This is a genomic window from Williamsia muralis (assembly GCF_051487485.1).
In the GTDB taxonomy this organism is placed as follows: Bacteria; Actinomycetota; Actinomycetes; order Mycobacteriales; family Mycobacteriaceae; genus Williamsia; species Williamsia muralis_B.
The window spans coordinates 332,694-356,461 of sequence record NZ_JAHVCV010000002.1 but is presented as its reverse complement, the minus strand read 5'-3'; the positions used below and the strand labels follow the sequence as shown (position 1 = coordinate 356,461).

The window sequence follows — 23,768 nt, the reverse complement described above, 5'->3', positions numbered from 1 at the left end:
ACGTGCAGGGCGAAGTCACCGACGACCAGGTCGCGGCCAAGTGGCACGAGATTTCGCCGTTGATCGACCGCATGGCCGAACGCATTGGGGATCGGGATGACTTCAGAGTTGCTGCCGGTTCATCCCTGGCGGCCGATGATGCGTTGACCAACCCGTATCAGCTCTCCCACTCGGTGCGGCTGTGCATGACCGCTGGCGTCGACCACCTCCACTCCGTCAAACGGTTGGTGATGGACAGCCACGTACTGCACGTTGCTGCGCCGTTTTCGCTCTCACGCGGCGCGTTAGAGACCTTCTCAGCTGCCTTCTGGATGTTGCACCCAGATGCCCAGGATGATCGGATCGCTCACGGTCTTCGCTGGCAAGCGAAGAACTTCAACGACATGCACTCGGCAGTCGACCTCCTGCCCGACGTCGATCAAAACTCGACGCTTAAGGCGAAATACGCCAAGCTCTACCGCATCTCGGATGCGCACGGCATTTCTCGGAAATCTATTCGGGACGGCTATACAAGTACAACGGCAGTGAAATACGCGGAGGCGCATTCTTCGGTCCGAGTGTTGTTTCCGTGGCAGCTCTGTTCTGGCTTCGCCCATGGACGCCCGTGGGCCTACCTCGGCGCTTCGTCGCGCGAGCAGTTCGAAACAGAAGACCCCCAGGTCCAACACCTGCGGTTGACGAGCAGTCTCACAACCGTCCTCTATCCGGCGTTGCAGGCGCTCCATCTGCTCCAGGACGTGTTGAGGCTGTTTGCGGATCGGTCTAACACCCCTCCGGTCGAATGATTGACGCGTAGCGCCACGCAAGAACGCGCGTGCTGGCCTCGGGGCGGCTGGGATCGGGACCGCTCGGGGCGAGCACGCGCGTTCTTTTCTGGGTTCGGCGCTGGCCGGTCTTGGGGAGGAAGGAGGTTCGGAGATCAAACCGGGTGACTCCCTCGCGAGCCATGCATTCCCCACGTTGGGGGTGAGATTGACGCCGAGGTCTGTGGTTCCTACTTTCCTTTTCGAGGTGCTTCGACGCTGGATCAGCCTGTGCGCGTGCGGGAGTGCTGTTCCCTTATTCACGTGATCCATACATCCTCGGTGCGTCCTGTTGTCTCAAGATCGCACGAGGTGAGCTTGACGCCGAAGATGTGTGGGTCAGCGAAACCACGGTGGCGTGTCGTCGCTGCCGCCGCCGTTTTCGGCTGCGGCGGCGTGACCGATTTCGCTGATAGGTACTGCGGTTTCGTCGGGGACGCTGGCGAGTACTTCGGCCATGCCGGGGTCCGCTGAGATGAGCGTGACCCAGTGCTTACGGCGGGCCGGGGTGATCTTGCCCTTGCCAATCGCGTCGGAGACTGAGGCTTCGACTTTTCGGCGGGCTTCGGCGGCTTTGAGTTGCCGGCCTTCTGTCGCCTCTCGGTGTAGGTTCTCCAATGTGTCGGCATCGATGGTGCCCAGGCCGATTCGCTTTGCGGCGGCGGCGATCTCGGACGGCTTAGTACCGTCTCCGGCCTGTTTGGCGAGATCTTCGAGTACGGCGAGGATGGCCTTCGTATCGGTCGGGTCGGTCTCGGGTGGGAGACCAAGCAGCTCGAAGAGCTTGGCGGTCTGTTCCTCGTCAAAGGTGATCGTAGCCATTAGATACTCCGCTTCTTTCGTGGTTAGGCGAGGCCGGTGATTCGTTTGGCGGCGTATGGGCGGTCCACTGCGAGAGCGGGCACTGCGTAGGCCTGGACCCAGGTGGATCGGGTGGAGCGGTCGTCCCAGACATCGACGGTCAAGGGCGTCTCGAATCCGACTGTGCCGACCCGGCCACCTTCGACGGCCCACGCGGTGCCTGCTGTGACCCGGGGGTTGGAAAACATCGCCAGGCCAGCCGATTTGAGCATGGCTTCCAAGTTGTCGTCATAGGCGGTGCGCAGTGCATGGGCTTGCTCGGGGTGCACCACGAGCAGGTCATGTTTGACTCCAAGCTCCTGGAGGTCGGCCGCGAGTTGCGCCGCCGACAGGTCGGCGGTGGGCCGTTCGTGGCTAGGCGTGAGATCTACCTCGGGGCCAACAAACACCAGATCGGACCAACTGTGGCCGGGGACCTGATTTTCGCCCGCGATCGCTAGTGCCACGGCGGACATGGCAGCGACGTCGAGGCGGCGGGCGATCGTGTTCGACAGTTGGGTGGTCTGCTGATCAATATACGAGATGTCGTTGCGGGTCTTTTGCTCGTCGGTGACCTGGAACTTGCCGCCCCAGTCTTCGACAAGGGCGAGCTTTGGCTCGGGGTCGACACCTTCGACTACCCGGTACTCACCGCCAGGCGATCGCTGCTCGACATCGGTCGTGAAGAAGTCGGATGCTTTGACGACCGAGTAGAGCATGCCGCCGCCGATGACCGGTGCGCCGAGGTTGCCGAAGAACTTGGGCAACAGAATCTGTTCGTCGGCAAGCTTGGCAATCTGGTCGCGGATGATTGTGGGCCGCTTGAGTGCGATGTCAACGGTGAGTCTGCGGCCATTGAGTTCGGGGATGAGCGCGTTAGGCATGGTTCAATTCCTCTCAGTACAAGCTGATTTCGGCGGGTGCGCCCGATACGGCGCTGCTGATGGCATATCCGACCGCAATGCCGGAGGCCTTTGTCTTGGCCTTGCCGGCGGTGCCGACCTCGACGTCGGCGCCGAAAGCGATCGCTCCGTCCGCGATCACCCGGACCACGCGGGAGTTGCCGCGCGCGAGGCCGACGAGCTGGCCGGTGGCGGCGTCGTCCTTGGCCACGCCGGCCGCGCGAGCTCCGGCGGGCGCCGGTCCGACCGAGATGTTTCCTGACGGTCCACGGTCGGCCGAAATGGCAACGAAGGTGCGGGCGGTGACCGGCGCAGTGGCTCGTGCGGTGATGTCTGCACCGGGCGCGTACACGCTGATGTTGGGGATTGAGGTGGACATGAGCGGTTATCCCTTTCGGTGGGTGCGGCGACGGCGGGCCGCCGCGATGGTGAGTAGGTGATGGTCGGGTGTGGACGTGGCGGGCTGGGTGCGCAGCGCCGGGAGGGTGACCTTGCGGGCGGCGATGAGGCCCTGGAGCGAGGCCAGAGAGTCGATACCCGGTGCTGTCGCGCCAAGAAGCGCGCAGCCGGTCAGTACGAGGGGCCAGGTGGTGCCGTCCGCGGCCCGTACGTCCTGGAGAGCTTCTACCGAGCGGTCGGGGTAGTTCAGTGGCAGCGCGTCAGCCAGCCACGCGGGCAAGCCAATCAGGTCACCGATGAGGGTATTGCCGTTGTCGGTGACGCGCAGGTTGTCGACGTAGCCGAAGGCCGGCTCGCCGTCGAACCGATCATCGACGTGACCGAGCTTGATCACCGGCTTGCGCAACACCCCGGCGGCGTGGGCGGCGACTGCGGATTTCAGATCGGCCGGCCCCGGCGACCACGGGCCGGTGGAAACATCCCAGTGACCGACTTTGATCAGCTCGACATCGCGGACCGTCCGCGTCGCGTTCACCGATGGCCCCGTATCGGCAGGCTACCGACCTTCCGAGCGGGCAATGACGGCGTGGGCGTCGAAGAACCAGCGGCGGCCGGTGTTGCGCGCTGGGAGCTTGCCGCGGCGGGCGAGGTCGCGGGCACCGTTTGCGGTGATACCCAGGACTCGACCTGCTTCGTCGGCCGACATAACTGCATAGACTTCATTGTCCTTGGAAACCAAGCGAATTCCCGAATTTCTGGCGCTATCGCTGGTGTCGTCGGCCGAATTGCTGTCGTCAACAACAGTTTTCATCAGTCGGCGGCTGATTGAGTCCATCCGAGAGGATGGTTCACCGCCGCTCTTGCGCAAATACTGGCAGAACAAGTCGAGCATATCCGCCACCAAGCGCGCATCGTCAGGGGTCAGGTATACCCCGTCGAGCCGACTAATTGACATCGCTCAGCGATAGGGCCAGGGACAGAACCTCGTCCTGGAGCCGTTCGACCAGCTCCTCACGTTGGGCGTCGTCAAGGTAGGTCTCGAGCAAGTGCATGCACGGAATAATGAGGGCACTCGCTGTGGCGTGGGGGTGATCGGCGAAAGCGTCGGCGAACGCAAACTCCGCGCCCTCACCGTCCCCAGTGAGTCGGAAGATGATCAGCCGGGCAGCGTTCAGTCGCGTGCGTATCGCCCGAGCCGCCTCGGCCGCGCCTGGAACGTCGTCGCTGGCCGGCATAGGGGCGGTCATCGCACGGCACCGTTCAAGATGATTCGCACGGCCTTTGAAAAGGGTGACATCCACGGTGGACTTTCTACAACGAATGTCAGGCACCCTTGTGGCCTCTGGGTCGCACGCCCGTTATCTATCGGCCGTGGATGATCCGGATCAATCGAATTACGTTGTACGTCAACATCTCTGGCGCTATCACTGGTGTCTACTTTCGGATGTCTGGCGTGGCTAATAGTGGATTTCAAGCACGATTTCATGGCGTTTTACCCTTCAAAAATCGGTTCTGGCCGAAAAAAAATTCCTGACTACCGAGGCAGTCAGGACACCCCCACCCCCTTGATAATTCTGGGGGTGGCGTCGTATCCGTTGTCTACCAACAGTTTTCATACTGGGCATAGCGCGGTGGGAAGTCTGGTCCGGGGACTGCGGGGTGTGACCACCCGGCTTGCATCGATGGCCTGCGGAGGGGGGCGAGCTTGCGAACGGCAGACCCTTCCCCAGACCCCTACCCATAGCCCTATCCCTAACCCTGACCTGGCGCGCGTCCGCCCGGGACACCAAAACCAGGCTGGTACCTGATGTGGTCCAGCCGCCGGTATCGGCGTGGTCTGCCTGTGCTCTCGATGTGGTCCAACGGTGGTCGACCGTGTGCTCTGGTCGTCGGTACGTGGTGGCGGCGGGCCTCCATCCGTAGATGGGCCGGCCCTGCGACGCCCCCAGATCGTCCAGGGCAGCGCGGCGACCACCGTGGGCCACTCGATCACAGGTGTTCAGTTATCTGAGCGATCGGCGGACGCAGGTTGGTTCGTGGTGCAAATGGCCGGCGGGCTTGCCAAAGCGGAGCTATCCGGTGGACCCAGCGACGTGACATCTGCAACTCCGAATCCCGATCCAGCGACGTATCGCACGGGGTTCGTACAGTTCTTCGGGTGAGTGTGGCTTGGCGGTCCAGTCGGCCTCCGTTAGGACACGGCGAGCTCTTCCCAGCCTGGGAGCTACCCAGATTGGACGGCCCAGCGTGCGCGCCTACCGAGACCCGGCCAGCGACTGGCCACACTGCGTTGGTCGGGCGAACCGCGTGGGCACAGGCGGGGCCCGCGCCCCCCGAATGGGAAGACGGGTCCTAGTTGTTCTGAGCGCTCTCGGTGGCGCGGAGACGTCTGTGCGCGAGCTGAACATCATCGTCTCGACACGGACACGCAGAACAGCGATCAGGCGTAGCAGCGCGAGGATGAGAGTCATTGCGCTGCGGCCAACATCGTCGGTAGTTCGAGGCGTCCGACAGCTGCTCGGCGGCGTTGATCGGGGACGGCCACGTAGATCTGGGTGGTCTGCAACGAACTGTGCCGGAGCAACTCTTGAACCGTCCGGAGATCGACGTCGGCCTTGACCAGTTCGGTGGCGAAAAAGTGCCGCAAGCCGTGGGGCGTGCCGGGAATGCCGGCGCGGCGCATCGTCCGACCGATTACGTCCGACACTGCCTTGCCGCCCATCGGTCGAGACTTGTCGATGCCGATGCCCCGGGTGCAGCGTGGGAACCAGTACCCGCGATCGGGGTAGTGCTTGGAGGCCTCCATGATCACCGGGTGCAGCGGCACCGTGTACGTATGTCCGCCTTTACCTTTGACCGTCAACGTCTGGGTGACGCGGTCAACGTCCTCACCTTTGACCTTGGCGATCTCATGCACCCGGAGACCCGCGAACGCCGCAAGCAGGATCTTCAACCGCGTCTTCTGCGTCATCCGTATACCGAGAAGCGTCGACAGATGCTCGGGGGCGACCGGGCGCGCCTGGCGGTGAGGCTGACGCGGCCGGGGAGTCATCGGGTTGTCGTCCCGAATGCCCTGCAAGACAAGGAACGTGAAGAATGCGTGCAGCTCAGACCAGTGCGTACAGCGGGTGGACTGGCTCCAGTCCTTGTTCGATAGAAACCGGGCGACGGTAATCTGGTCGAGGAGTTCAGGCGGGCGGTCGTTGGCGCACCGTTGCACGGTCGCCACCCGATCGCGCACGGTGCGGTTCGACAGCCCCCGGGAAATCATGTCTAGCTCGAACTGTTCGAGGGGAGTGTTCGCGCGGATCTGCCGGCGGATCTCGTATCTCATGCCGCCCCCTCGATCTGGTCGGCGACTGCGTTCAAGTGCGCTGCGGTGAGTCGCGCTGTCTGCGCTGTCAATTGAGCCGTTGCGGTGGCCGGGGATAAACCCGTCGACACTTCGGCTACAGTCAGCTCGATTCGCGGCGCGGTCATTGCGCCAAGAACCTCGACCTCGGCGACGACGTTGATAGTCAGCGGTTGGATAGGGGCCGCCGATGTCAGCGTGACGTATCGGTAGGTCATTTCATGGCCTTCACCCGGCGGCCACCACTCGCTGTGCGCGACAGCCTCCACGGGCGTGGCGGTGTCGGCGTAGAGGCGATCACAGTCTGTCTGGAAACGATGCTCCAGGGCGGCGTTCTGGGCCATGGCGACCAGCTCGTTGGGGGTCGAGCCGAAGCGCTCGCAGTCGTCCAGAATTCGCACATCACGCGGGCTCAGCGCCGGTATAAACGCTCGCCATCCAGTATTCTCGGTCATGTTCTTCTTCTCCTCGTCGGATTTAGTGGGACAAAGCCCTTACCTGGGATGCCGACCCGGGTAAGGGCACTCTCATTTCTGCGCCCAGCGCTGCGCTCTGAGTTCCGCGGCGCGCTTGGCGGCGGTTCGCTGCTGCTCCTGCCGAGCCTCCATCAGCTCCGAGTAGCGGTTCCACGCCGACAACCGCGCCGCCTCCGCGAATAACATTTCCTGAAGAGCGCCGCCAGTCGTGTGGGCGGCGTTGTGCCGACGACAGAACGCGGAGGCCCTGTTCACGAACTGCCCCTCGGCAGAGACGAACGCAGTCCTGGCGTTCTCCACCTGCTCAGCAGTCACAGCATCCGGCCCGTACAGCTCTGGGGCAGTGTTGCTCACGCCGGCGCGCTTTCACGCTCGACGCGCTCGATGAACTCCACGATTGCGGACTCGGGCACCAGCCGCCGACCGCCGACCTTCACCGATCGCAGGTCGCCGGATTTCATCAGTTCGTAGAGCAGGCTTCGTTTGATTCCGAGTCGTTCGGCTGCGGCCTCGATGCGATGCAGGCGAGGGGCCTCCGGGGGCTTAGCGGTGGGCATGTGGCCATCCGTCCTTTCACGTGCTCTGAAACGAAGCAGAAGTTGCTGCGTTGTGATGGACAGTAGCAGACGGTGCCGGATGTGTGCAACGATTGCCGCTATGCCGAGCAATGATGAAGCTGCGAAGGACTGGCAACTGCGTCGTGCCGGGGAGGTCGGAGACCAGATAGCTCTATGGCGCAAACGTCGTGGGTTGTCGGCTCTCCAGCTCGCCGCTCGAACGGTTGAGGTGGGCTACCCGGTCAGCCGGGCGGCAATTAGCAAGATTGAATCGAACTCCCGTGCCGGGAAGATGGACGTTGCTGAATTGACGGTTCTGGCAAGGGTTTTGGGCGTTCCTCCGGTTGTACTGCTATACCCATCAATGCCTGACGGCTTAGTCGAGTTGTGGCCTGGAGTCGACGAGGTTCGCTCTGTCCGCGCTGCACAGTGGTTCGCAGGCGAGTGTGCAGCCGCCGAGGTTCCAGACCACTCGGAGACCTCGGTGGCAGACGAGGAGTTCGCGCACGATAGAGCAGGCGTGGAGCGGGTCGAAAAGTCACGTCTGCTTGAGCGTTATCGCGCACAGGTTTCGGCCGGCGGGTTGGGCGACGCTGAGTTCGAACTCGAAAACCAAACGATGGGTGGGCGCGCCAACGCCGATGTAGCTGCGGCGGCCAGGGCCGCTGTCGCGAGCGCGAAGGAAGCCGACTCGGCATTGCGCGAGTACGTCACCCAGCTTGCAGCCGCGATGATCACGCGGGATATGGACGTGCGGCCCGTTGGCGACGGACCGGACCCCCTGTACGACGCGGCGTTGGAACGCGCGCAGCGCTCCGGATGGACTAGCGGCAATGGCTAGGCAACAGCTTCCTCCGCAGATCCGTAAGGTGTCCGTGGCCGACCGCCGAACGGGCAAAGAGGCTGTGCGCTATCAGGTTACGGTCGATGCCGGTTTGGTCGACGGCAAGCGCAAACAGATCCGCAGGAGGTTCGCGACGGAGAAGGCCGCGAGAGCCGAGTTGGCCACGATACAAGCCCGCGTGGCCGCCGGCACATACGTGCACAGTAGCCGGACGACGGTCGATCAGGCCTGCGAAGACTGGCTCGCCGGCAAGCACGGGCTCAAGCCGTCAACGCTCAAGGGGCACCGAACTAACCTCCAGGCGCTCCGCGACGAGCTGGGCGCCGTGGAGGTGCAGAAACTCACCAAACGACACATTGATGATCTAGTGGTGCGACTGAGGGCCGGCGAAGTCGAGGGGCGGCGAAAGTGGTCGGCGCGGTCGGTCAATTATCTCCTGTACCTCACCACAGCGGTCCTCGAGGGCTTGCTCGAGCAAGGGCTGATCGCTCGCAACGTCGCTCGGACGGTGGACAGGATCGCATCAGACGCGCCCGAGATGAAAACGCTTAGCGAGACTGACATGTTCTCGGTCCTCGACCACGAGTGCCGCGACAAGCATCTGTGGACGTTGGCTCTCTACGGGCTGCGGCGCGGCGAGATCGCCGGCCTCCGGTGGGTGAACGTCGACTTGGAAAATAAGCAGCTGCACATCGTTGAGAACCGCGTCCAGATCGGCAAAGGGGAGGTACTCAAAGGCTCGCCGAAGTCCGAGCGGTCTCGCCGTACTCTGCCCATGCCGCCTGATCTCATGGCCGTGCTCAAAGCGGCCCGCAAACAGCAGCTCACCGAACGGATGGCCATGGGCGAGGCCTACGGCTCGGGCGAGTACGTCGCGTGCGACGAGCGCGGAGAGCCGTACAACCCGTCGACCATCTCGTGGCGGTGGGAGAAGCTGCTCGAGGATCTGAAAATCGATCGGGTCCGCCTCCATGACGCTCGACACTCCTGCGCGACGCTCATGCACCTGCGTGGGGTCCCGATTGCTGTCATCGCGGCATGGATGGGCCACGCGTCGGCGGCGTTCACGTTGAAGGTCTACGCCCACTCGCAGGACGACGCGCTCCAGGCCGCCGCGGTGAGTTTCGGTCGAGTTGTGACAATTGGTGACACTGAGAGCGGGTAGCGAGCTTGCCCGAAGCTCGGCAAGCCCGCGACCTGCACGAACTCGTGCCCCCAGTCGGATTCGAACCGACACTTGACGGATTTTAAGTCCGGTGCCTCTGCCGATTGGGCTATGGGGGCGTTCCCGTACACAAGATCCCGGGCGAGACCAGAATCTCACGGAAGCTCAGGGCCGCCGCGGGGCCCCCGGCCGAGTCAGCTCGGAGTCCGGTCTGCATGCTGCCGAGCGATCGACGGCCCAGGAGCCGACCTGCAAGACACGCTGTTTCGACCTGCACAAGTGGGCGGTGACGGCCGGCTCACTCGCCGCAGACATGTGACGAATCGCCGTAATTGACCTCGGGCAACTGTGTGAGGCAAGGAAAGTGGCAAACTGGACGACATGTCTGACGGATCCACTCGACGCAGTCGCGGCCGACCGCCTGGCCCCGGTGTTGATCCTGGGGCACGGCGCGAAGAATTGCTTGATGCCGCTGAGGCGGAAATCATCGAAAACGGGGTCGATTTCGGTCTCGCCGGTGTCGCGAAACGAGCCGGTCTGACCCGCTCGGCCGTGTATGCCGCGTTCGCAGACCGTAGCGACCTCCTGGCCGCACTCGCGCAGAGACACACCCAAAACCTCGTCTTAGAGGTCGGGACCATGGTGAACACCCTCCACGATCCCAAGGAACAAACGCGGTCGGTGATCGACATCCTCGCCCGGTGGATGGAGGACAACAGCAAGCTCGCAGCTGTCCTGGCTCCACGCATGCAGGTCGGCGTCGGTTCGGCCGAGGTCACCGGATTCATCGAGCAGGTCCTGGACATTGCTCTGGCGCAGCTCGGGGCCGACACCCGGGCGTCCGGGCCGTGGGCGCGTGCCCTGGTCGGAGCCATCTGGACCGCCGTGGACTGGTGGAGCAAAACGCCCACGATGGATCGTGCCGAACTCGTCGACCACATCACCGAACTGATCTGGGCCGGCTTCGCCGGTATTGGCGGCGAACGAGTGCGACTGCCCGAGGTCGAGCTGCCGGTCGAGACCGACGAAGCCGGAGAAGTGGTCAAGGGTTGACCTCGAGCGCCTGTTAAATACACCATGATTTATGGGTGCATCCGAGATCACAGGCGCAGCGAATTGGGACGTCGTCCGCGAACGCCATCCTGACCTCGTCGATCGGCTCGAAGCCGGGTTGCATGTGGGTGACCCGCTTGCGCAAGCCGCCGTCGAGGAGATGTTTGCCCTCGACGGATACGGCTGGCGAGACATCCTGCAGATCCTTGAGGACCTACCTGGCCGGATCGATGACGCACCGCCTCGACTGCGGGAGCTGCTCGATGCCGCATCGACGCCGCCGCCGTGGTTCGACGCGGCCGTCGCCCAAGCGGGTGGTCGAGCCTGGTGGAAGTTCGGAACCCTCCAGTCCAGCACGCTCTATCAGTCGTTGATCTACGGCTACCAGGCGCGCGGATTCGTCCGGCCGCTCGCGGCCACCGGCCAATTCGAGGAGCACACCTACGACCGTGTGCTGGGTACCGGTCGCTGGATCGCGCTGGCGACGGCACCGGGTCAGATGCTGCCCGGCAATGCAGGTTGGGCGCAGACTCTCCGGATCCGCCTGGTCCACGCGATGGTCCGACACCACCTGACCACCGAAGGTGGCTGGGATGTGGCCGAGTGGGGCGTCCCGATCAGCCAGACGTACAGCGCCTTGACCATCGGTGGGGGATTCTTGGCGTTGCCGATGAAGGTGGCACGCGACCTCGGCATCCAGTACTCGGCAGCCGAGCACGAAGCGATCGCGCATCTGTGGCGCTGGATCGGATGGGTCATCGGGGTGGACGAGCAGTTGTTGCCCAACAACTTCGGGGCCGCCAACGAATTGTTCGATGTGGGAGCGCAATTCGACCTCGAACCAGACGAGGCGTCGAAGACCTTGACCCGGGCGTTGCTGCGGGAGGGCTACCGGATCGACATCCCGCTGATGCCGGGTCCGCTGGCCACGATGATGAATTCGGTGCTGCGGCCCATGTTGTCCGTGTCGTTTTCATCGATCTCGACCCGCTGGATGGACAAACCCTCCGCGGGAAAGATGGGCCTTCGCCGTACGCCGCTGCATCACCTCGTCGATGTGGCCAGGCCGGCGGTTCGTGCTCGCGAGGTGGCTCGGGTGATCGGGCTGCTCGGGAACGAGGATCGGGTGGTCCGGCGCGAGATGCGGGTGGTCATGTGGGGCCTGGGCATGGACCCTCAACAGATCGCACGCGTGGACTCGGTTGCGTAGCGCCCTGCTCTGCTCGGGATGTGTTGCAGAGGGTTCTCGATCATTAGCGCTGGTAAATGGCATTGACCCGCTAAGATAGTGCTGATAACTTAACGGCGATCACTTGAGAATGGCCCGAAAGGATCTGCCGTGTTGTCCTCGTTGGCCCGTGGCGTCATCGCCGCCCCGAAGCGCGTCCTGGCCGGAGCGCTGCTGTTGCTCATCATCTGCGGGGTCCTCGGCTCGTCGGTGTCCGGTCATCTGGCCGCCGGCGGTTTTCAGGACCCGGATTCCGAATCGGCCAAGGCGATCGAGGTGATGAGCGACACCTTCGAGCGCGGGGGCCTGCAGGTGGTCATCCGCCTGCACGAGTCGGGCACACCCAACATCGCCGACAGCGACACCGCGCGGACCGCCGCAGACGCGGTGGTTCGCGAACTCGAGTCGTTGAGTTTCGTCGAAAGACCGATCATCTCGGCGTGGAACAATCCGGAAGCAGCAGCCGCGCTCATCTCCGAAGACCGCACATCCGGGCTGATCACGTTCACGGTCGCCGGGGGTGACAAGGACGCTGCGGGCAATGGCAAGAAGATCGAAGAGCTTTTCAGCGCTCCGTCTTTCACCAGCCAGATCCCCGGGGTCGACGTTCTCGTCGGTGGACAGGCGATGGTCTACTCGCAGGTCAACGAACAGACCAGCCGTGACCTGTTCGTCGCCGAGGCGGTGGCGATCCCGATCAGTTTCCTGCTTCTCATCTGGGTGTTCGGAGGACTCACTGCGGCAGTGCTGCCGCTGGCGATCGGTATCTTCGCGATCATCGGAACCACCGCTGTACTGCGAGGTTTCACACTTTTCGCCGACGTGTCCGTCTTCGCCCTGAACCTGACGACGGCCATGGGGCTCGCGCTGGCCATCGACTACACACTCTTGATCATCAACCGCTACCGAGAAGAAGTGCAGGCCGGACGGGACCGGGATGACGCTCTTGTCGTCACCGTCGCGACGGCAGGCCGCACAGTTCTGTTCTCCGCTGTGACAGTGGCCTTTTCGCTCGCTGCGATGGCGATCTTCCCGATGTACTTCCTGCGGTCGTTCGCCTATGCGGGACTGGCCGTGGTGGCGCTGGCCGCCGCTGCCGCGCTCGTGGTGGCACCGGCACTCATCGCTGTGCTCGGCCCGCGCATCGACTCGCTCGATGTGCGCAGGCCCATCCGGAGGCTCCTGGGTCGAGACGAACCGCATGTGCCCGAACCCGAAGAGTCGATGTGGTATCGCTCCACACAGTTCGTCCTGCGTCATGCCGTCCCGGTCGGATTGGCCGTCGTCGCGTTGCTTCTCGTCCTGGGTGCCCCGTTCCTCGGCATCAAGTTCGGCTACCCGGACGACCGTGTGCTCCCGGAGTCGGCGTCCGCGCGCGTACTCGGTGACGAACTGCGAGAAGACTATTCACAGAACGCATCCGCGTCCGTCAACATCGTGATCCCCGAGGCTCGCGACCTCGACGAGTCCACGATGTCGCGGTATGGCCAGGACCTCTCCCAGGTGGTCGACGTCACCGCGGTCACGACCCCGATCGGAACGTTCGTCGACGGACAACGGGTGGGCAACGGTGGCAACGACATGACCGCCGACAACGCCGCCTATTTCACCGTCTCCTCGACCGTCGATCCGTTCTCCGAACGCGGTCAGGACCAGCTCGACGCGCTTCGTGAGGTGCCGGCACCCGCCGAGACGTTGTTCAGCGGTCTGGCACAGCAGAACATCGACAACGTCAACAGCATCATCGACCACCTTCCCGAGGTGTTTGTTGTCATCGTCGTGACGACGTTCATCCTGTTGTTCCTGCTCACCGGTTCGGTGCTGCTGCCGGTGAAAGCGTTGGTGCTCAACGTGTTCTCGCTGACGGCGACATTTGGCGCGATGGTCTGGATCTTCCAGGACGGCAATCTCGGAGGGCTCGGAAGCACCACCACCGGCACACTCATCGCCAACATGCCCGTACTCATGTTCTGCATCGCGTTCGGGTTGTCGATGGACTACGAGGTGTTCCTGCTGTCGCGGATACGGGAAGAGTGGCTCAAGTCCGGCAGGACAAGGGCGGACAACGATCACGCGGTCGCGTACGGCCTGGCCCGAACCGGCCGGGTCGTGACAGCCGCGGCGCTGCTGATGGCCATCGTTTTTGCCGGAATCGCCTTCTCGCAGGTGTCTTTCATGCGGATGTTCGGTGTCGGTCTCGCGCTGGCGGTCTTGATGGACGCGACGTTGATCCGCATGTTCCTCGTTCCTGCATTCATGAAGATCGCCGGTCGGGCAAACTGGTGGGCGCCGGCGCCCCTGCGCAAGTTCCATGACAGGTTCGGTCTGAGTGAGGAAGGTGGCCATGACAGTCGAGCGACTGAGGCGCCGCAGGTCCCCTCGCGGCTCGGGTGAGCAACTACGCGCGGAGATCCTCACCGCTGCAACCGAATTGCTTCTCGGGAGTGGGGACGAGTCAGCGGTCTCGATCCGTGCTGTCGCCAATCGGGTGGGGGTCACCCCGCCGTCGATCTATATCCACTTCGCCGACAAGGACACACTGATCGACGAAGTGGTCGCGCAGTACTTCACCCGGCTTGACGAAGTGATGCGGGCTGCCGGTGCCGAGCACGAGGACAGCTGGGAAGCTGCGCATGCGCAGGGCATGGCCTATGTGCGCTTTGCGGTCGAGAACGCGGAACTGTACCGGGTGGCGACCATGAAGGTCTGCGCCGAGGGCACCGATGCCGATGCCGTTCTCGGGCAATCGGCTTTTGTTCACTTCGCCGAGACAATCGAGCGTTTGATGGACGAGGGGTTTGTCGACAAGGGCGACCCGACCCCGGTGGTGCTCGAGTTGTGGACCGCCGCACACGGAGTCGCGGCGTTGATGATCGCAAAGCCTTACATTGCGATCGGCGACGATTACGAACTCGCCGAACGGGTCCTGACATCGGTGTGTCTCGGGCGGGCCGCCAAGGACTTGATCGGTGGAGACGTCGGGCCCACGAAGATTCGCGACTTCATCGTCGAACAGCGAAGCCGTCGAGGTCCCGATTCGTGACTCCATTCGCGGGGTGAACGTGTTCTAGTTTCGCTACTGTCTGCTGCATGGGAGTTCTGGACGGCAAGGTTGCATTGATCACCGGCGGCGGCAAAGGGGTGGGCTTCGGCATCGCTTCGGCACTGAGCAAGGAAGGTGCCGACATCTTCATCTGCGGCCGTCACGAGAAGCCGTTGGCCGCGGCCGCCGAGAAGTTGCAGGCCAATGGTGTGCGGGCAGAGTACCTGGTGGGCAACGTCAGCGAGGCCGACGATTGCTCCACCATCGTCGAGGCGTGCGCAGAACGATTGGGTGGCGTCGACATCCTGGTTAACAACGCCAACGATGCGATGCCGATCCCGCTGCTCGACGTGTCCGACGACGACTTCACCAGGTTCTTCCGAACCGGGCCGCTCGCCGTGTTGCGGTTGATGAAGGCCTGTCATCCGTTGATGGTCGCCAGAGGTGGGGGATCGGTGATCAACCTGGTGACGTCGTCGGCGGTCCGCTGGGACATGGCCACGTACGGACCCTATGCCGCCGTCAAGGAGGCGACGCGCTCGTTGACCCGGGCGGCGGGCTGCGAATGGGGCAAGGACAACATCCGCGTCAACGCCATTGCGCCGCATGCCATGACGCCGTCGTTGCAGTGGTGGACCGAGACGTACCCTGAGGAGGCCGAAGCGTTTGTCAAGAGCATCCCGCTGGGCCGGATCGGTGATGCCGAGCGGGACATCGGTCGTATCGCCGTGTTCTTGTGCAGCACGGATGCGGCGTATCTCAGCGGTGTGACGATCCCCGCCGATGGCGGTCACAGCCGGTGGGGCTGACCAGATCGATGCTCTGAGCCGACTTTTCGGCCCGGCAGCTGATCCCGCAGGGGAGTCGACTGCACCGAAGTTCAAGAGAAGGTAAAGTCGGAACTCGATAGCCACGCCGCTCGTTGAGCGTGCATAAGTGGGATCACTTGATGAAGGGACCAAAACGGTGCGTGAAAGCAGCAATCCGGTGATGCGCGGAGTAGTGCGCAGCAACCAGGGACCCGGCGGCTACGCCGGCTTTGGCGCTGGTGCAGCCGGCGCCGGCCAGGGCGCGATGTGGAATCAGCAGACGGGGCAGCCGCCTGCCGATCCGTTCGCCCGTCCAGGGCAGCAGGTCGGATCGCGAACCCTGACCATCGACGACGTCGTGATGAAGACAGCCGCCACCCTCGGTGTCCTCATCCTCTCGGCGGCCGTCTCGTACTTCCTGGCCAGCCAGAACGAAGCACTGGCGATGCCGCTGATGCTGATCGGCGCGCTGGGTGGCCTCGGCCTCGTCCTCGTCGCGACATTCGGTCGTAAGCAAGACAATCCGGCCATCGTGCTCAGTTACGCGCTGCTCGAAGGTCTGTTCGTCGGTACGGTGTCGTTCGTCTTTGCCAACTGGGTTGTTGCCGGCGACGTCAGTGCCGGTGCTCTGATCGGCCAGGCGGTACTCGCGACATTCGGTGTCTTCGGCGGCATGCTGATCGTCTACAAGACCGGCGCCATCCGGGTCACCCCGCGGTTCACCCGGATGATCTTCGCAGGCCTGATCGGCGTGCTCGTACTGATCCTCGGCAACCTCGTCATCGGGTTCTTCAACGGTGGCGACGGACTGGGCCTTCGTGACGGCGGGCCGATCGCGATCATCTTCTCGCTCGTCTGCATCGCGCTCGCGGCATTCAGCTTCCTGATCGACTTCGACGCCGCGGATCAGCTGATCCGTTCGGGCGCACCGGAAAAGGCGGCCTGGGGCATCGCTCTCGGACTCACCGTCACCTTGGTGTGGCTGTACGTCGAGATCCTGCGTCTGCTGAGTTACTTCAACTCGGACTAGGTCGACAGCGCTTCGGCGACCAGAACCACAAAGAGCCCCGCGACCACAGGTCGCGGGGCTCTTTCGTGTCTTGCAGAGTGATCAGCTGAGGCGTTCGAGCACCATCGCCATGCCCTGTCCGCCGCCGACGCACATGGTCTCCACGCCCAGGCTCTTGTCCTGGGTGCTGAGGTTGTTGAGCAGCGTTGCGGTGATGCGGGCACCGGTCATGCCGAACGGGTGGCCGAGGGCGATCGCGCCGCCCGAGACGTTCAGCTTGTCGTGGTCGATGCCGAGCTCATTGGCCGAGCCGAGGACCTGGACCGCGAAGGCTTCGTTGATCTCGAACAGGTCGATGTCGCCGATGCCCAGTCCGGCGTACTTCAGCGCCTTACGCACGGCCTCGATCGGTCCCAGGCCCATGATCTCGGGGGACAGGCCCGTGGCTGCGGTGGAGACGATGCGGGCCAGCGGGGTGAGGCCGAGCTCCTTGGCCTTGGTGTCGCTCATGACCACCAGCGCCGCGGCGCCGTCGTTGAGCGGACACGCGTTACCGGCCGTGATGGTGCCGTCGGGACGGAAAACCGGCTTGAGCTGACTGATCTTCTCGTACGTGGTCCCGGCGCGGGGACCGTCGTCGGTGGTCACCTTGGTGCCGTCGGCAAGGGTGAGCGGCTCGATCTCGCGTTCGAAGAAGCCCGACTTGATGGCTTCCTCGGCACGGTTCTGGCTGCGCACGCCCCAGTGATCCTGGTCTTCGCGGGAGATGCCCGTGAAGGTGGCGACGTTCTCGGCCGTCTGGCCCATCGGGATGTAGACGTCGGGGATCAGGCCTTGCTCACGCGGATCGCTCCACGTGCCTGCGCCACCGGCCGTGGCCTTGTCGGTGCGTTCCATCGCTTCGGCGAACATCGGGTTCTTGGTGTCGGGCCAGCCATCAGCGCTGCCGGTGGCGAAGCTCGACACGCTCTCCACACCGCCGGAGATGAACACGTCGCCCTCGCCCGCCTTGATGGCGTGGAACGCCATGCGGGTGGTCTGCAGCGACGACGAGCAGTAGCGGTTCACCGTGACACCGGGAACGTGGTCGAGGCCGAGTTGCACGGCAACGGAACGGGCGATGTTGAAACCGGCCTGCCCTGCGGGCTGCCCGCTGCCCAAATGCAGATCATCGATGTCTGCGCGGTCGAGCGACGGCACCTTGTTGAGCACGGCTTCGATCATCTGGCGGGCCATCTCGTCGGGCCGCAGATCTTTCAGTGACCCCTTGTTCGCGCGGCCGATCGGTGAACGGGCGGTGGCGACGATGACTGCTTCTGGCATATGGACTCCCTGTCGAATCAAGTTGAACACGCAAGTGTTTAAGGGTTTCTGATCGAAGGTTACGCCAGCTGGAGAACGCGCATGCCGGGACCTGACCGCTCGCTGGGATCAACGATGCCGGGCAGCGCGTTCCACGTACACGCGCATCCGGCGGCTCCACCGGTTGTCCTCCGCGATCGCGGAGACCTCGGGTGGGTCGGGGAGCGGCCCGCTGCCCCATTCACCGACGGCCGCGAGGACAGCGGGCAGCAGAGTGCGCGCGGCCAGCTCGTAGCCCGCAGCCGACGGGTGATAGTTGTCGGCCGACAGCATCCGATCGGGCGCGGCCAAGAACTCGCGGGCAAGGAGATCGGCAAGGGGTACCGGTTTGCCGCCGGCGGCGGTGGTCTCGACGGCCTGCGCCGCGGCCAGACGCAGGCCCCACTGGCGGATCACCGTGCGCAACGGCTGCGGGATCATCGCGACCACACCGAGGTCCGGACATGTGCCTACCACCACATGCGCGCCCGCATCACGCAGTCGCCGTACCGCAGAACCCAGCCGTTTGGCCGACGCGCGGATCCCGCTGGTGCTGGTGACGTCGTTGGCCCCGATGAAGATCACCGCGACGTCGGGCGGGGGACCGGCGATGAGCATGGCGTCCACCTGACCGGACAGCCCACGCGACGTCGCACCGACGATCGCCTTGGTACTCAACCGGATACGCCGGCCCGTCTCGTCGGCGAGCATTCGCGTCAACTGGACGCCGGGTGTCTCGTCGGCGACCTCGGCGCCGAGACCGGCCGCCGTCGAGTCGCCGAAGATCATCAGGTGCAGATCAAACGGTTCGCTTCGCCGGAAACGGATCGGTCCGATCCCGTCGGGGCCATAGATCCCGTCGCCGTTGGGTGCGTTGTCGGTGCGGTGCGGGATGACGGTGCGCGCTGCTCGCGCCTGGCCGTTGAGGAAGGTCCACGCACCCCACCCGGCACCTGCCGTACCCGCCGTGGCGGCCGCGGTTGCTGCGAGGTCGCGAATCATCCGCTGCCTTGATCCGGACACAGCTCCAACATAGTCGAACGCGTCTGGGACCATGGAGTCATGCGCATCGCAAGTCACGTCGTCGATCTGATCGGGAACACACCTCTGGTCCGGCTGAACTCGGTTGTTCAACCGGGATCTGGCCTGGTCGCCGCCAAGATCGAGTACCTCAACCCAGGCGGTAGCTCCAAAGACCGCATCGCCGTCAAGATGATCGACGCCGCCGAGGCGTCGGGCGAGTTGAAGCCCGGAGGCACCATCGTGGAGCCGACCTCCGGCAACACCGGCGTGGGGCTCGCGCTGGTCGCCCAGCAGCGGGGCTACCACTGCGTGTTCGTGTGCCCCGACAAGGTGGGCGAAGACAAGCGGAACGTGTTGCGTGCCTACGGGGCCGAGGTCGTGGTGTGCCCGACCGCGGTTCCGCCCGAGCACCCCGACAGCTATTACAACGTTTCCGATCGCCTCACCAGGGAGATCGAGGGCGCGTGGAAGCCCAACCAGTACGCCAATCCGGCAGGACCGGAGAGCCACTACGAGACCACCGGCCCCGAGATCTGGAACGACACCGACGGCAAGATCACCCACTTCGTCGCAGGCGTGGGCACCGGTGGAACCATCACGGGCACCGGTCGCTACCTCAAAGAGGTGTCCGGCGGGAAGGTCAAGATCATCGGCGCCGACCCCGAGGGATCCGTGTACTCGGGCGGCACCGGTCGTCCGTACCTCGTCGAAGGTGTCGGTGAGGACTTCTGGCCCACCGCCTACGACCCGGCGATCCCCGACGAGATCATCGCGGTCTCCGATGCGGACTCGTTCGAGATGACCCGGCGGCTCGCCCGCGAAGAGGGACTGCTCGTCGGTGGCTCCTGTGGGATGGCGGTCGTCGCTGCACTGCAGGTCGCCGAACGTGAGGGCCCGGACGCGCTTGTGGTGGTGCTGCTCCCCGACGGTGGGCGTGGCTACATGGGCAAGATCTTCAACGACAAATGGATGAGCAGCTACGGCTTCCTGCGCACCCCGCTCGACGGCAACGCCAAAAAGGAACCGTTGGTCGGCGACGTGCTGCGCGGCAAGTCGGGAGCACTGCCCGACCTGGTGCACACCCACCCGTCCGAGACGCTGCGTGACGCCATCGAGATCCTGCGCGAGTACGAGGTGTCGCAGATGCCCGTCGTCGGGGCCGAGCCACCGATCATGGCCGGTGAGGTCGCCGGCGCTGTCAGTGAACGCGAACTCCTCAGCGCCGTGTTCGAGGGCCGGGCAAACCTCGCCGATCCGGTCAGCGCTCACATGGGTGAGCCGTTCCCCCTGATCGGCTCGGGCGAACCGGTATCGGCGGCCACAAAAGCACTCAGCGACACCGATGCCCTGATGGTCGTCGAAGACGGCAAACCGATCGGCGTCATCACCCGGCACGACCTGCTGGCTTTCGTCAGCTCGATCGGCTAGCCAGACCAGGTCATCCAGGGCGGAAACCGGTTCGCATCGGCCGAACTGCAGGCCGGGCGGGCCGGGCTCTACCCTGGATGTCATGAGTGAGCAGCGCAGCAAGACCGACTCGCACAACTGGCAGGGATTCTCCACCAAGGCGATCCACGCCGGTTACGAACCCGACCCCGCGACCGGTGCCGTCAACGTGCCGATCTATGCCAGTTCGACCTTCGCCCAAGACGGCGTGGGAGGCATGCGCGGCGGCTTCGAATACGCGCGTACGGGCAACCCCACCCGTCAGGCACTCGAGGCCAACTTCGCGGCCCTGGAAGAGGGCAGCTTCGGCCGGGCCTTCGCCTCGGGCATGGCCGCCACCGATGCCCTCCTGCGTGCAACGCTGCGTCCCGGCGACCACCTGGTGATCCCCAATGACGCCTACGGCGGCACGTTCCGGTTGATCGACAAGGTGTTCAGCCAATGGGGCATCGAGTACTCGGTGGCGCCGGTCACCGATGTCGACGCCGTGCGTGCCGCGATTCGACCCAACACCAAACTCGTCTGGGTCGAGACACCCACCAACCCGTTGCTGAACATCGGTGACATCGAGGCGCTCGCCGCAGTGGCCCACGAAGCGAAGACAAAACTGGTGGTGGACAACACCTTCGCGTCGCCCTACCTCCAGCGACCATTGACACTCGGCGCCGATGTGGTGCTGCACTCGACCACCAAATACATGGGCGGGCACTCGGACGTGGTGGGTGGCGCACTGGTCACCGACGACGAACAACTCGACGTCGACATCGCGTTCCTGCAGAACGGCGCCGGAGCAGTACCGGGACCGTTCGACGCCTACCTCACCATGCGGGGCATCAAGACACTCGGCGTCCGCATGGATCGGCACAGCGACAACGCCGAAAAGCTCGTCGAGTTCCTCAGCTCCCATCCCAAGATCGACTCGGTGCTGTACCCGGGCCTTCCCAACCACCCCGGACACAAGGCCGCCGCCAAGCAGATGACCAGATTCGGCGGCATGATCTCGGTTCGCGTCTCCGGCGGATCGGAAGCAGCACAACAGTTCTGCGACCGCACCGAGGTGTTCACCCTCGCCGAATCACTCGGCGGCATCGAATCTCTCATCGAACACCCCGCCGCGATGACCCACGCCTCCACCGCCGGCTCACTGCTCGAGGTCCCCGCCGACCTCGTCCGCCTGTCGGTCGGGATCGAAGACATCGGTGACTTGATCGGGGATCTAGAGAACGCGCTCGGGTAGTTTGCTCGCTGTGTTGGTCTGGCTCGCTTCGCTCGCGGGTGAGTGGCCGCCAGGTCGCGTGCTCTTCCTTCGTCGACTCAGTCGCTGCGCTCCCTCGCTCCTCTGTCCAGAGCACGCGGGGCCACTCACAGGTTGAAGCGGCGTGCGGCCCGCGTTGTCTGGACTGAGGATGAGCGAGCGCCAGCGATGCGAAGACGAGGGAAGACGATGCGAAAGTGGACGCACGCCACGCGCGCGCCAGCGCGCCAAAACTCGAGCATGATGATCAGATGAGTGCACAGCCGCTGGTGGACCTGGCCCACATCGACCGGGCGGTGCAACTGCTGGCACCGGTGATGCGCCGGACTCCGGTGGTCGCGTCGCGGGCACTGTCCGAACGTTGTGGTCATGATGTCTGGTTGAAATGCGAAAACCTGCAGCGCACCGGATCATTCAAACCCCGGGGTGCGTATCTGCGGATTTCCGGGCTCGACGAGCAGCAGCGGGCACGGGGTGTGGTCGCTGCCAGTGCAGGCAATCATGCCCAAGGCGTCGCCTGGTCGGCGGGCACGCTGGGCATCTCGTCGACCGTCTTCATGCCCACCGGCGCCTCGCTTCCGAAGGTGGCAGCCACCAGGGCGTACGGGGCAGACGTCGTGATGCACGGTGCCACGGTCGACGAAAGTCTGGATGCCGCAATTGCTTTCGCTGACGAGACCGGGGCCATCCTGATCCACCCGTTCGATCATCCGGACATCGTGGCCGGGCAGGCCACCGTCGGCATCGAGGTGCTCGAACAAATGCCCGACGTGGGAACAGTGCTGGTGCCGTTGGGTGGCGGCGGTCTGCTCGCCGGCGTCGCAGCCGCGATCAAGCTGCACAACCGCGACACCCGGGTCATCGGGGTGCAGGCAGCGGCCGCTGCGGCATGGCCGGATTCGCTGGCACAGGGCTGCCCCGTCAAGGCGACGTCGATGAACACGATGGCCGACGGCATCGCCGTGGCCAAACCCGGACTGGTGCCCTTCGCCCACGTGTCCGAACTCGTCGACGAGGTGGTCACGGTCAGCGAAGAGGCGATATCCCAGGCGCTCGTGCTGGTACTCGAACGCGCCAAACTGGTTGTCGAACCGGCCGGCGCCACAGCGGTCGCTGCCATCACCAGCCTTCCCGACCTACGGCTCGACGGGCAGGTGTGTGTGGTCCTCTCAGGCGGCAACATCGACCCGCTCCTGCTGACCCAGGTCACCACCCACGGCTTGCGGGCGGCCGGTCGATACCTGACGATCACCGCAACCGTTCCGGATCGTCCCGGCGGCCTGGTCGCACTGTTGGAGCTACTGCGGGACATCGGCGTGAGCGTGGTCGACGTCATCCACTCCCGCGTCAGCGGCGAGCTGAGACTCGGCGAGGTGGAAGTGACCGTGAGTCTGGAGACCAAAGGGCCCGAACACCAGGCACGCGTACGCGCGGCGCTCACCGAATCCGGGTACTCGTTCACCTGACCGCACGCGCGGGTGTCCGAATTTCCCTAGGCTCAACCCATGGCCATCGACTACACCAAGCGTTCCAAGCCTTCGCAGGCACCGTCGACCCCTGCGCCGGTGCCGCCCGCGACACCGGCACCAGCGGCCGCTTCGGCGGTGAACCTCAGCAAGATCGCGCTGACCAAGCAGGCGCCGTCGGTGAACCTCGCCAAGCCCGGAGCATCCGGCGGCACGATCCGGATCAACCTGAACTGGGCGCAGGGAGAGTCGTCAGGAGGCCTGTTCGGCAAGCGCAAGAAGGGCGTCGACCTCGACCTGCGCTGTCTCTATGAACTGGCCGACGGCTCCCGAGGCGGGATCGGTGCGCTCGACCGTGTCTTCGGCTCCCTCGACAGCAGGCCGTTCATCCAACTGGACTCCGACGATCGATCCGGTAATTCGGCGGGCGGTGAGAACATGTTCGTCAACCTCGCCAACCCTTCTGTGTTCCGGCGCATCCTGGTGTTCGCCGACATCTACGCGGGAAGCCCGAACTGGGCCGCCGTCGATGGCGTGGTGACCGTGGAGTCACAGTTCGGACCCCCGATCGAGGTCCGGATGGACTCGGCCAAGAACAATCTCCGTACCGCATCGATCGCGCTCATCGAAGTCGGCGCTCAGGGAGTGACCATCACGCGAGCGGTCGAGTACTTCTCCGGCGGAGACAAGATGGACAAGCATTTCCGCTGGGGCATGAACTGGGGCCGAGGCAGCAAATAGCCTGCGCCCGAGCCGC

The 23,768-nt window shown here is 64.3% G+C and carries 25 protein-coding genes and 1 tRNA gene; 13 read left to right on the top strand and 13 right to left on the bottom strand.

Annotated elements, in window-relative coordinates:
• Positions 1 to 2: 2 nt before the first annotated feature.
• Positions 3 to 785 (top strand): hypothetical protein, encoded by a 783-nt coding sequence (locus KXR83_RS04950; RefSeq protein ID WP_437423841.1) that lies wholly within the window; start codon positions 3 to 5, stop codon positions 783 to 785.
• A 357-nt stretch (positions 786 to 1,142) separates the two neighbouring features.
• Here KXR83_RS04950 and KXR83_RS04945 read toward each other — a convergent pair whose 3' ends face one another.
• The 10 genes from KXR83_RS04945 to KXR83_RS04900 form a co-directional block, all read right to left on the bottom strand.
• Positions 1,143 to 1,625, bottom strand: coding sequence for a phage protease (locus tag KXR83_RS04945; RefSeq protein ID WP_437423840.1), 483 nt, complete (start codon positions 1,623 to 1,625; stop codon positions 1,143 to 1,145).
• A gap of 23 nt (positions 1,626 to 1,648) precedes the next feature.
• A complete protein-coding gene (locus KXR83_RS04940) occupies positions 1,649 to 2,527 on the bottom strand; it encodes a major capsid protein (RefSeq protein WP_437423839.1) in 879 nt (292 codons plus the stop codon).
• A 13-nt stretch (positions 2,528 to 2,540) separates the two neighbouring features.
• Positions 2,541 to 2,924, bottom strand: a complete 384-nt coding sequence (locus tag KXR83_RS04935; protein WP_437423838.1) for a capsid cement protein — start codon at positions 2,922 to 2,924, stop codon at positions 2,541 to 2,543.
• Positions 2,925 to 2,930: 6 nt separating this feature from the next.
• Positions 2,931 to 3,479: a hypothetical protein gene (locus KXR83_RS04930; RefSeq protein ID WP_437423837.1), complete on the bottom strand. Its 549-nt coding sequence runs from the start codon at positions 3,477 to 3,479 to the stop codon at positions 2,931 to 2,933.
• A 21-nt stretch (positions 3,480 to 3,500) separates the two neighbouring features.
• Positions 3,501 to 3,836, bottom strand: a complete 336-nt coding sequence (locus KXR83_RS04925) for a helix-turn-helix domain-containing protein (protein WP_437423836.1) — start codon at positions 3,834 to 3,836, stop codon at positions 3,501 to 3,503.
• A 52-nt stretch (positions 3,837 to 3,888) separates the two neighbouring features.
• Entirely contained in the window at positions 3,889 to 4,191 is a 303-nt protein-coding gene (locus tag KXR83_RS04920) for a hypothetical protein (RefSeq protein WP_437423835.1), read from the bottom strand.
• A gap of 1,220 nt (positions 4,192 to 5,411) precedes the next feature.
• Positions 5,412 to 6,278, bottom strand: coding sequence for a tyrosine-type recombinase/integrase (locus KXR83_RS04915; RefSeq protein WP_437423834.1), 867 nt, complete (start codon positions 6,276 to 6,278; stop codon positions 5,412 to 5,414).
• The gene (locus KXR83_RS04910) at positions 6,275 to 6,751 is read right to left on the bottom strand and encodes a hypothetical protein (protein ID WP_437423833.1); all 477 of its coding nucleotides are present in this window, start codon (positions 6,749 to 6,751) and stop codon (positions 6,275 to 6,277) included. The genes KXR83_RS04915 and KXR83_RS04910 overlap by 4 nt, the downstream gene beginning before the upstream one ends.
• Before the next feature lie 72 nt (positions 6,752 to 6,823).
• A complete protein-coding gene (locus KXR83_RS04905; RefSeq protein WP_437423832.1) occupies positions 6,824 to 7,126 on the bottom strand; it encodes a hypothetical protein in 303 nt (100 codons plus the stop codon).
• Complete coding sequence (locus KXR83_RS04900) at positions 7,123 to 7,329, bottom strand: helix-turn-helix domain-containing protein (RefSeq protein WP_437423831.1); 207 nt, start codon at positions 7,327 to 7,329, stop codon at positions 7,123 to 7,125. Before KXR83_RS04900 ends, KXR83_RS04905 begins: the two co-directional genes overlap by 4 nt.
• A gap of 100 nt (positions 7,330 to 7,429) precedes the next feature.
• On the opposite strand from KXR83_RS04900, the gene KXR83_RS04895 reads away from it, so the two are divergent.
• Both KXR83_RS04895 and KXR83_RS04890 read left to right on the top strand, forming a co-directional pair.
• Positions 7,430 to 8,170, top strand: a complete 741-nt coding sequence (locus KXR83_RS04895; RefSeq protein WP_437423830.1) for a helix-turn-helix domain-containing protein — start codon at positions 7,430 to 7,432, stop codon at positions 8,168 to 8,170.
• The gene (locus KXR83_RS04890) at positions 8,163 to 9,338 is read left to right on the top strand and encodes a site-specific integrase (protein ID WP_437423829.1); all 1,176 of its coding nucleotides are present in this window, start codon (positions 8,163 to 8,165) and stop codon (positions 9,336 to 9,338) included. The genes KXR83_RS04895 and KXR83_RS04890 overlap by 8 nt, the downstream gene beginning before the upstream one ends.
• A 45-nt stretch (positions 9,339 to 9,383) precedes the next feature.
• Here the strand turns inward: KXR83_RS04890 and KXR83_RS04885 are convergent.
• A tRNA-Leu gene (locus KXR83_RS04885) sits at positions 9,384 to 9,457 on the bottom strand.
• 262 nt (positions 9,458 to 9,719) lie between these two features.
• Here KXR83_RS04885 and KXR83_RS04880 point away from each other — a divergent pair.
• From KXR83_RS04880 to KXR83_RS04855, 6 genes are all read left to right on the top strand, one after another.
• Positions 9,720 to 10,391, top strand: coding sequence for a TetR/AcrR family transcriptional regulator (locus KXR83_RS04880; RefSeq protein ID WP_116915859.1), 672 nt, complete (start codon positions 9,720 to 9,722; stop codon positions 10,389 to 10,391).
• A 31-nt stretch (positions 10,392 to 10,422) separates the two neighbouring features.
• Positions 10,423 to 11,601: an oxygenase MpaB family protein gene (locus KXR83_RS04875; RefSeq protein ID WP_437423828.1), complete on the top strand. Its 1,179-nt coding sequence runs from the start codon at positions 10,423 to 10,425 to the stop codon at positions 11,599 to 11,601.
• 129 nt (positions 11,602 to 11,730) lie between these two features.
• A complete protein-coding gene (locus KXR83_RS04870) occupies positions 11,731 to 14,013 on the top strand; it encodes an MMPL family transporter (protein ID WP_437423827.1) in 2,283 nt (760 codons plus the stop codon).
• The gene (locus KXR83_RS04865) at positions 13,964 to 14,662 is read left to right on the top strand and encodes a TetR/AcrR family transcriptional regulator (RefSeq protein WP_437423826.1); all 699 of its coding nucleotides are present in this window, start codon (positions 13,964 to 13,966) and stop codon (positions 14,660 to 14,662) included. Before KXR83_RS04870 ends, KXR83_RS04865 begins: the two co-directional genes overlap by 50 nt.
• Before the next feature lie 47 nt (positions 14,663 to 14,709).
• Positions 14,710 to 15,471, top strand: a complete 762-nt coding sequence (locus tag KXR83_RS04860; protein WP_437423825.1) for an SDR family NAD(P)-dependent oxidoreductase — start codon at positions 14,710 to 14,712, stop codon at positions 15,469 to 15,471.
• A 157-nt stretch (positions 15,472 to 15,628) separates the two neighbouring features.
• Positions 15,629 to 16,501: a Bax inhibitor-1/YccA family protein gene (locus KXR83_RS04855; protein ID WP_437424446.1), complete on the top strand. Its 873-nt coding sequence runs from the start codon at positions 15,629 to 15,631 to the stop codon at positions 16,499 to 16,501.
• Positions 16,502 to 16,582: 81 nt separating this feature from the next.
• On the opposite strand, the gene KXR83_RS04850 is transcribed toward KXR83_RS04855, so the two are convergent.
• Complete coding sequence (locus tag KXR83_RS04850; protein WP_023963014.1) at positions 16,583 to 17,803, bottom strand: acetyl-CoA C-acetyltransferase; 1,221 nt, start codon at positions 17,801 to 17,803, stop codon at positions 16,583 to 16,585.
• A 108-nt stretch (positions 17,804 to 17,911) separates the two neighbouring features.
• Positions 17,912 to 18,823, bottom strand: coding sequence for an SGNH/GDSL hydrolase family protein (locus KXR83_RS04845; RefSeq protein ID WP_437424445.1), 912 nt, complete (start codon positions 18,821 to 18,823; stop codon positions 17,912 to 17,914).
• Between the two features lie 60 nt (positions 18,824 to 18,883).
• Here KXR83_RS04845 and KXR83_RS04840 point away from each other — a divergent pair, with 60 nt between their 5' ends.
• From KXR83_RS04840 to KXR83_RS04825, 4 genes are all read left to right on the top strand, one after another.
• Positions 18,884 to 20,272 (top strand): cystathionine beta-synthase, encoded by a 1,389-nt coding sequence (locus KXR83_RS04840; protein WP_062799905.1) that lies wholly within the window; start codon positions 18,884 to 18,886, stop codon positions 20,270 to 20,272.
• A gap of 82 nt (positions 20,273 to 20,354) precedes the next feature.
• Entirely contained in the window at positions 20,355 to 21,527 is a 1,173-nt protein-coding gene (locus tag KXR83_RS04835; protein WP_437423824.1) for a cystathionine gamma-synthase, read from the top strand.
• Between the two features lie 269 nt (positions 21,528 to 21,796).
• The gene (gene ilvA, locus KXR83_RS04830) at positions 21,797 to 23,011 is read left to right on the top strand and encodes a threonine ammonia-lyase (RefSeq protein ID WP_437423823.1); all 1,215 of its coding nucleotides are present in this window, start codon (positions 21,797 to 21,799) and stop codon (positions 23,009 to 23,011) included.
• A 39-nt stretch (positions 23,012 to 23,050) separates the two neighbouring features.
• On the top strand, positions 23,051 to 23,752 hold the full coding sequence (locus tag KXR83_RS04825; RefSeq protein ID WP_437423822.1) for a Tellurium resistance: 702 nt from the start codon (positions 23,051 to 23,053) through the stop codon (positions 23,750 to 23,752).
• The last annotated feature ends 16 nt before the right edge of the window (positions 23,753 to 23,768 follow it).